A 6,854-nucleotide genomic window follows, 5' to 3' on the forward strand; every position below is an offset into this window, starting at 1 on the left:
TGCCGCCGCTGGTGAACAAATATTATCTGCTCGATCTCCAGCCCCGCTCCTCGCTGATCCGCTGGCTGGTCGAGCAGGGGCATACGCTCTTCGTCATCTCCTGGGTCAATCCGGGGCCGGAGCTCGGCGACAAAGGGATCGACGATTACCTCGATCTCGGCGCCGCCGCCGCGCTGGACGCGATCGAGGAGGCGACCGGCGAGCGCGAGATCGACCTGTTCGGCTTCTGCATGGGCGGCACGCTCGCCGCCATAGCGGCCGCCCGCGCTGAACCCGGTCGAATCGCCTCGCTGACCACGATCGGCTCGATGTTCGATTTCTCGAATATGGGCCAATGGGCGACGTTCAAGGAGCCCGCCCAGCTCGAGGCGATGGAGAAGCATCTCGAGACCAAGGGCGTGATGGCCGCGCACGAGCTGCAGGCGCTCTTCTCGGTGGTGCGCGCCAACGACCTGATCTGGTCGTCGGTGGTGAGTCACTATCTGCTCGACAAGGAAGCACCGCCCTCTGACATTCTCCACTGGTTCGCCGACGGCGCGCACATTCCCAAGGCCTTCCTGCTCGAATGGACAAAGCGCATCTTGGTCGCCAACGAACTGACCCAGCCCGGCGCTCTGGCGATGGAGACGCCGGCCCTCGTCATCTCGCTCAAGGACGACCATGTTTCCGCCTGGCAGGCGACCTATGACGGCGCGAAATTGCTCGGCGGCGAGACCCGATTCCTGCTCGGCGGCTCCGGCCACAATGCCGGCGTGATCAACCCTCCGAGCGCCAACAAACACGGCTATTGGGCCAACGAGGCGATGCCCGACACCGCGGAGCAATGGCTGGACGGCGCCACCCGTCACGAAGGCTCGTGGTGGCCCGAATGGCAGGCCTGGCTGACGCGCGACGGGAGCGCCAAAGTGAAGGCGAGAAAGCCGAAGAACGAGATCGAGCCGGCCCCCGGCAGCTATGTGAGGATGCGATGAGCGATTACGAAACCATCCTGGTCGAGCAGCACGGCGCGGTGACGCTCGTCACGCTCAACCGTCCGCAGGCGCTGAACGCGCTGAACAGTCAGGTGCTCGCCGAGCTGATCCAGGCCTTCGCCACTTGTGACGCGGACGACAGTCAGCGTTGCCTCATTCTCACCGGCTCGGAAAAGGCCTTCGCCGCCGGCGCCGACATCAAGGAGATGGAGGCACAGGGCTTCGCCTCGATGTATTCCTCCAACTTCTTCGCCGGCTGGGAGAAGGTCACCGCGACTCGCAAGCCCTGGATCGCCGCGGTCGCCGGCTATGCGCTGGGCGGCGGCTGTGAAGTCGCGATGATGGCCGATTTCATCATCGCCGCCGACAATGCCAAGTTCGGCCAGCCCGAGATCAAGCTCGGCGTCACGCCCGGCATGGGCGGCTCGCAGCGGCTGACCCATGCGATCGGCAAGGCCAAGGCGATGGAGATGTGCCTGACCGGGCGGATGATGGGCGCCGAGGAAGCGGAGCGCTCCGGCCTCGTCGCCAGGGTCGTCCCGGCCGCCGAGCTGATCGACGAGGCGATGAAGGTCGCCGAGACGATCGCCGGCATGTCCCCGATCGCCGCGATGGCGAACAAGGAAATGGTCAACGCCGCTTTCGAGAATGGCCTCGCCCAGGGCATCAATTTCGAGCGCCGCCTTTTCCACGGCCTGTTCGGCACCGAGGACCAGAAGGAAGGGATGAAGGCCTTCGTCGAGAAGCGGCCGGCGGACTGGAAGGGACGATAAAGCGGGAGAAGCAGCGGAGTCATCCCGGCGAAAGCCGGAACCCATGAACTCCGCCGTTGGAAAGCCCGCCCCTAGGTGTTCATAGGTTCCGGCTTTCGCCGGAATGACTCATGAGGTTTGGCATGGCACGCATCGCCTTCATCGGGCTGGGCAATATGGGCGGCGGGATGGCCGCGAACCTCGCCAAGGCGGGGCACGAGGTGCGGGCCTTCGACCTGTCCGAAGACGCTTTGCTTCGCGCCGAGGCGCGGGGCGCGTCGCGGGCGGCTTCGGCCGAAGAGGCGGTCGCCGACGCCGAGGCCGTGGTCACGATGCTCCCCGCCGGCAAGCATGTCCGCCAGGTCTATGAGACCAGCGTGATCGGCAAGGCGCCGGCCAGCGCCATCCTGATGGATTGCTCGACGATCGACGTCGCCACCGCGCGCGACGAGATCGGGAAAGCGGGCGCGGCGGGTTACGCGATGGTCGACGCGCCGGTCTCGGGCGGCATCGCCGCGGCCGAGGGCGGCACGCTCACCTTCATGGTCGGCGGCAGCGAGGAAGCGTTCGCCCGCGCCGAGCCCTTGCTCGCGCAGATGGGGAAGGCCGTGATCCATGCCGGCGCGGCGGGCTCGGGCCAGGCGGCGAAGATCTGCAACAACATGCTCTTGGGCGCGACGATGGTCGCGACCTGCGAGGCCTTCGCGATGGCGAAGAAGCTCGGCCTCGATTTGCGGACCTTCTACGACATCTCGTCCAAGGCCTCGGGCCAGAGCTGGTCGATGACCAGCTATTGCCCCGTCCCCGGCGTCGGCCCGGAGACGCCGGCCGATCGCGACTATGAAGGCGGGTTCGCGGCCGCGTTGATGCTGAAGGACCTCCGCCTCGCGCTGGAGGCGGCGCAGAGCGTCGACGCCTACACGCCGATGGGGGCCGAAGCCGAGGCTCTCTACGCCCGCTTCGCCGAAGCGCTGGGCGGCGGGCACAAGGACTTTTCCGGCATCATCAGGATGATCGACGACAGCTGGACGCCGCCGGCGGCTTAGGCGAGCACTCCGGTCACCGCCTTGCGCCACGCCGCAAGCCGCGCATCGCGCGTCGCGCTCTCCATCGCCGGCGCAAAGGTTTCGACCGCGCCGCGCATCGCCGCCGCTTCCTCGAGCGATCCGAACATCCCGCAGCCGATTCCGGCCAGCATCGCCGCACCGAGCGCGGTCGTCTCGACGAAAGCCGGGCGCTCCACCGGCAGGTCGAGCATGTCGGCGAGGTCCTGCGCGACCCAGTCGTTCGCGGCCATGCCGCCGTCGATCCTGAGGCTTTCCCAGGTCGCGCCGTCGGCGGCGAAAGCGGTCATCAGGTCGTGCGTCTGGTGCGCCATCGCCTCCAGCGCGGCGCGGACAATATGCGCCCTGCCCGCGCCGAAGGTCAGCCCGGTCAGCGCGCCGCGCGCGTCCGGCCGCCAGTGAGGCGCGCCGAGGCCGACATGCGCCGGCACCAATGTAACGCCTCCATTGTCCGCCACCGATCGCGCCAGCGCCTCCGTCTCGGCCGCGGTGGCGACCAGGCCGAGCGCGTCGCGCAGCCATTTGATCAGGCTGCCGGCGACGAACACCGATCCTTCGAGCGCATAGCTGCGCCGTCCATCGAGCTGCCAGCCGATCGTCGTCAGTAGGCGGTGGCGCGACAGCGGCGCCCCGTCGCCGGTATTGGTCAGCACGAAGGCGCCGGTGCCGTAAGTCGACTTGGTGGCGCCGGGCGCGAAGCAGGCCTGGCCGATCGTCGCAGCCTGCTGATCGCCGGCCATGCCGCAGATCGGGATCGGCGCGCCGAACAGGCCGGTGTCGCCAAAGCGTCCCGCGCAATCGACGATCTGAGGCAGCGCCGCGCGCGGCACGCCGAACAGTGCGAGCAACGCGTCGTCCCAGGCGCCGGCATGGATGTCCATCAAGGCAGTGCGCGAGGCGTTGGTCGCGTCGGTGACATGCATGCCGCCGGTCAGCCGGAAGACCAGCCAGCTTTCGATCGTGCCGACGCAAAGGTCGTCGCCCGCTTCGGCCAGCTGCGGCCATTCGGCCAGCGCCCAGGCGACCTTGCTCGCCGAGAAATAGGGGTCGAGCAGCAGGCCGGTCTTCGTCTGCACCGCCGCCTCGTGCCCCGCGTCCCTGAGCCGCGCGCAGAGATCGGCGGTGCGCCGGTCCTGCCAGACGATCGCGGGCGCGAGCGCCCGGCCGGTCTTCCGGCTCCAGAAGACGATCGTCTCGCGCTGGTTGGTGATGCCGATGCCGGCGATTCGCTCCGCCCCGCCGGCCGCCGTGATCATCTCCCGCGCGCAAGCGAGCGTCGCGGCCCAGACCTCCTCCGGATCATGCTCGACCCAGCCGGGCCGCGGATAATGCTGGGCCAGTTCGCGCCCGGCGCTGCCGACGCACGCGCCGTCGGCCGCGAACAGCATCGCCCGGGTGCTGGTCGTCCCTTCGTCGATGACGAGGATCGTTTCGCCGGCCATCCTCCTCCCCGTCACCCCGGCGAAGGCCGGGGTCCAAGCGGCCTAGGTGACACGAAGGCCTTATGGATTCCAGCTTTCGCTGGAATGACGATAGGGTGGCGACAGCATGAACCTCGACGACCAGCTCTTCCGCTATTTTGGGACGACCGATCTCGCCGCCGTCCCGCCCCAGGTGCTCGCCGCCGGCATCGAGCACATGCAGGTCGATCTCGGCCTCGAACAGGACCGGGCCCGCCGCTTCGCGCTCTGGGCCCTGCTGCACATCCTCGGCGGCGCGCCGGCTCTCGACGTGGCGTTCAAGGACGAGGGCGATCGCGAGGCGGCGCGCAGGTTCATGGGCCTGTCGGAACAGGCCGGCGAGGATTGAGCCGACCCCTCTTTACATCCGCGCCAGGCGCTGCCCTTATCTAGCGCGCGGGGAATCGTCCCGCCTGACAGGGGATGATCTATGCGCATGGTTCTGGTCGGCATCACGGCCACATTGCTCGCCGGCTGCAGCGGCAACGTCACGCTCAACAACGGCAGCGGCAATGCCGCCGCCCCGGCCAACGCCGCAGCGCCCGCGACGCCGGCGATGCCGGGCAACATGGTGCTGCCGGGCGGCGAGAGCGACGCGGCCGGCCCCGGCAACGGTATGGCCGCGGGCGGCGGAAGCCGCGAGGAGATGCTGAACGATTGCACCATAGAGGCCACGACCGCCCTTCCCGGCGGCACCGATGTGGCGCGGCTCTGCGGCTGTGCCGTCGATCGGGCGATGGCCGGCGGCAGCCGCGCGGACGCCATGCGCCAGTGCGCCGCCGAGCAGAACGTCCGGCTGCCGGGCGCCTAGCAAGGCGGAGCGCGGCGCGGGATTCGCCTGCGCCGCTGCCGGCGACCGGCAAGCCTCCGTTCACCCGCGATCCTGCATGGTGCCCCGATGATCAGGGCCTGGGACGGTGGCGCGGACGCGCGCGGCGAGCGCCTCGGCGGCGCGGCGGCGACGTTTGCGGTTCACGTCCTGCTCGGTCTTGGCTTGCTCTGGGGCCTCGGCGCGCCCTTGCCGCGCGCCGCTGAGCAGGTGCTGGAGGCGTTTGCGGTCGCGCCGCCGCAGGAAGCCGCCATTTCCATTCCACCGCCGCCGCCGGTTTCGCGCGAGACCGCCGAGCGCCGGCGCGCCGCGCCGGATCGCGAGGGCGCGGCAGCGCCGCCCAATCTGCGCTCCGAGCCGACGCCGGTGGTCGCGCCGACGCCGCTCATCCCGATGCCGGTGCCGCCGCCGATCGCCGCCGCTCCCATTGCCGGTCAGGGCAGCGATCCTTCCGCCGGCGCGGCGCCGGTCCGTGGCCCAGGAACAGGCGCAGGCGGTTTCGGCGTGGGCCGCGGCAGCGGTTATGGCGGCGACGGCGGCGGGGGTGGCGGCGGCCGAGGCTTCGGCCGGGCGACTCCGCCCCGCCATATCAGCGGACGCATCACCGAAATCCCGTCTTGGGCATGGGAACAGGGCATGCAGGGGACGGTCGGCGTGCGCTACAGCGTCGGGGTCAACGGGCGCGTCGTCAATTGCCGGATCACCCGCTCAAGCGGCTACCGCGAGCTCGACACCCATACCTGCGATCTCATTCAACGCCGCTTCCGCTTCGCGCCGGCGCGCGATGAGGATGGCGAACCCTTCCAGGCGGACATTGTCGAGAACCACAGCTGGGAAATCCGGGACGAGCCCGAGCGCGAGGATTATTGACGCGGGGCCAGGCCTAGTTGCCGCTGGTCGAACCTGACATGGCGGTCATGCCGGGGCTGTTCTCGCGTTGCGCCTGGGCGATGCGGTCCCACTCGGCGCGGGTGTAGCACTGGCGCCGGCCGCGCCCGAGCGAGCCGGTCTCCTGAATGCGGCGGCAGATCAGCTGCTCGCCATTCTTGGTCGTGGCCTGCTGTCCGCTGGTGCCGCCGCTCTGGCCCGCGGCGACGCCGACGGAGCCGAGAATGAACAGCCCGACGAGGGCCGAACCGGTCAGACGCATGGTCGATACTCCTGCAAATCCTGCCCTTTGCCCTTATCAAAATCGCGCTTGCCACACAAAGTCGCGCAGGATGGCCGGCGACGCACTTTCGCGCTTATCCACGATATCCCCGTTATCCACAGGCTGTGCGCCGCAGAAACCCCTTGGCGCGAATCGGGAACCGGGTCCAGCTTGGTCACTCGCCAGCTGCGGAATGATCGGGAGGCAACGAACGATCTGACGAGGTGGCGACCACCGCTGAAGCGGCGGAGATTCGCAAGGGTCGAAGCAGGCGGAAGCGGGCGGAACGGGCGGAACCAGGAAGAAGCGCGAGGCGCAAGCCGAACCCACTTTTCTGGATGTGTCCGGCGGAAGACCGGGATCTTCGGATCGACGGAGCCGCGAAGGGAAAGCATCGGAACTTGTTTCGATGTGGACCTTGCTGGTTGTGCGGAGAGGCAGCAATGGCTCGACGAACATCCGGCTAGGGAACCGGAAGGAGCCTTCGGGCTTTGGAAGGAACCCAAGGGACCGACCGGGGCCGAAAGGCCTCGGCCGGAACCTCTCCCGGACAGGCCCAAGCCCTCACCGGCGCGGGATCTGGATCGGGCGAAGTGGGAGCCGGCAGCAATGTCGGCTCTCATTTTTT

Annotated in this window: 8 protein-coding genes; 6 read left to right on the top strand and 2 right to left on the bottom strand. The window is 68.8% G+C overall.

The features are described from left to right. The 3 genes from ACT4N3_RS06790 to mmsB all read left to right on the top strand — a co-directional run. On the top strand, positions 1–971 hold a 971-nt coding region (locus ACT4N3_RS06790; RefSeq protein ID WP_444854452.1), incomplete at its 5' end, for a PHA/PHB synthase family protein. Then, positions 968–1,744 (top strand): enoyl-CoA hydratase, encoded by a 777-nt coding sequence (locus ACT4N3_RS06795; RefSeq protein ID WP_444854453.1) that lies wholly within the window; start codon positions 968–970, stop codon positions 1,742–1,744. The genes ACT4N3_RS06790 and ACT4N3_RS06795, both read left to right, overlap by 4 nt. A gap of 122 nt (positions 1,745–1,866) precedes the next feature. Then, a complete protein-coding gene (gene mmsB / locus ACT4N3_RS06800; protein ID WP_444854454.1) occupies positions 1,867–2,769 on the top strand; it encodes a 3-hydroxyisobutyrate dehydrogenase in 903 nt (300 codons plus the stop codon). Here the strand turns inward: mmsB and glpK are convergent. After that, positions 2,766–4,229, bottom strand: a complete 1,464-nt coding sequence (gene glpK, locus ACT4N3_RS06805; RefSeq protein WP_444854455.1) for a glycerol kinase GlpK — start codon at positions 4,227–4,229, stop codon at positions 2,766–2,768. The genes mmsB and glpK overlap by 4 nt on opposite strands. Positions 4,230–4,335: 106 nt before the next feature. Here glpK and ACT4N3_RS06810 point away from each other — a divergent pair, with 106 nt between their 5' ends. The 3 genes from ACT4N3_RS06810 (at position 4,336) to ACT4N3_RS06820 (ending at position 5,946) form a co-directional block, all read left to right on the top strand. Then, entirely contained in the window at positions 4,336–4,596 is a 261-nt protein-coding gene (locus ACT4N3_RS06810; RefSeq protein WP_444854456.1) for a hypothetical protein, read from the top strand. A gap of 81 nt (positions 4,597–4,677) precedes the next feature. Next, positions 4,678–5,058, top strand: a complete 381-nt coding sequence (locus ACT4N3_RS06815) for a hypothetical protein (RefSeq protein ID WP_444854457.1) — start codon at positions 4,678–4,680, stop codon at positions 5,056–5,058. A gap of 87 nt (positions 5,059–5,145) precedes the next feature. Next, positions 5,146–5,946 (top strand): energy transducer TonB, encoded by an 801-nt coding sequence (locus ACT4N3_RS06820; protein WP_444854458.1) that lies wholly within the window; start codon positions 5,146–5,148, stop codon positions 5,944–5,946. A 13-nt stretch (positions 5,947–5,959) separates the two neighbouring features. Here the strand turns inward: ACT4N3_RS06820 and ACT4N3_RS06825 are convergent, their stop codons facing one another. After that, a complete protein-coding gene (locus ACT4N3_RS06825; protein WP_444854459.1) occupies positions 5,960–6,226 on the bottom strand; it encodes a hypothetical protein in 267 nt (88 codons plus the stop codon). Positions 6,227–6,854 lie beyond the last annotated feature (628 nt).

This window comes from Sphingosinicella sp. (assembly GCF_052388015.1).
Taxonomy (GTDB): Bacteria; Pseudomonadota; Alphaproteobacteria; order Sphingomonadales; family Sphingomonadaceae; genus Allosphingosinicella.

Coding starts and splice junctions, on each gene's coding strand:
- ACT4N3_RS06815 (WP_444854457.1), top strand. CDS start 4,678: ATGCGCATGGTTCTGGTCGGCATCACGGCCACATTGCTCGCCGGCTGC.
- ACT4N3_RS06820 (WP_444854458.1), top strand. CDS start 5,146: ATGATCAGGGCCTGGGACGGTGGCGCGGACGCGCGCGGCGAGCGCCTC.
- ACT4N3_RS06795 (WP_444854453.1), top strand. CDS start 968: ATGAGCGATTACGAAACCATCCTGGTCGAGCAGCACGGCGCGGTGACG.
- mmsB (WP_444854454.1), top strand. CDS start 1,867: ATGGCACGCATCGCCTTCATCGGGCTGGGCAATATGGGCGGCGGGATG.
- ACT4N3_RS06810 (WP_444854456.1), top strand. CDS start 4,336: ATGAACCTCGACGACCAGCTCTTCCGCTATTTTGGGACGACCGATCTC.
- glpK (WP_444854455.1), bottom strand. CDS start 4,229: ATGGCCGGCGAAACGATCCTCGTCATCGACGAAGGGACGACCAGCACC.
- ACT4N3_RS06825 (WP_444854459.1), bottom strand. CDS start 6,226: ATGCGTCTGACCGGTTCGGCCCTCGTCGGGCTGTTCATTCTCGGCTCC.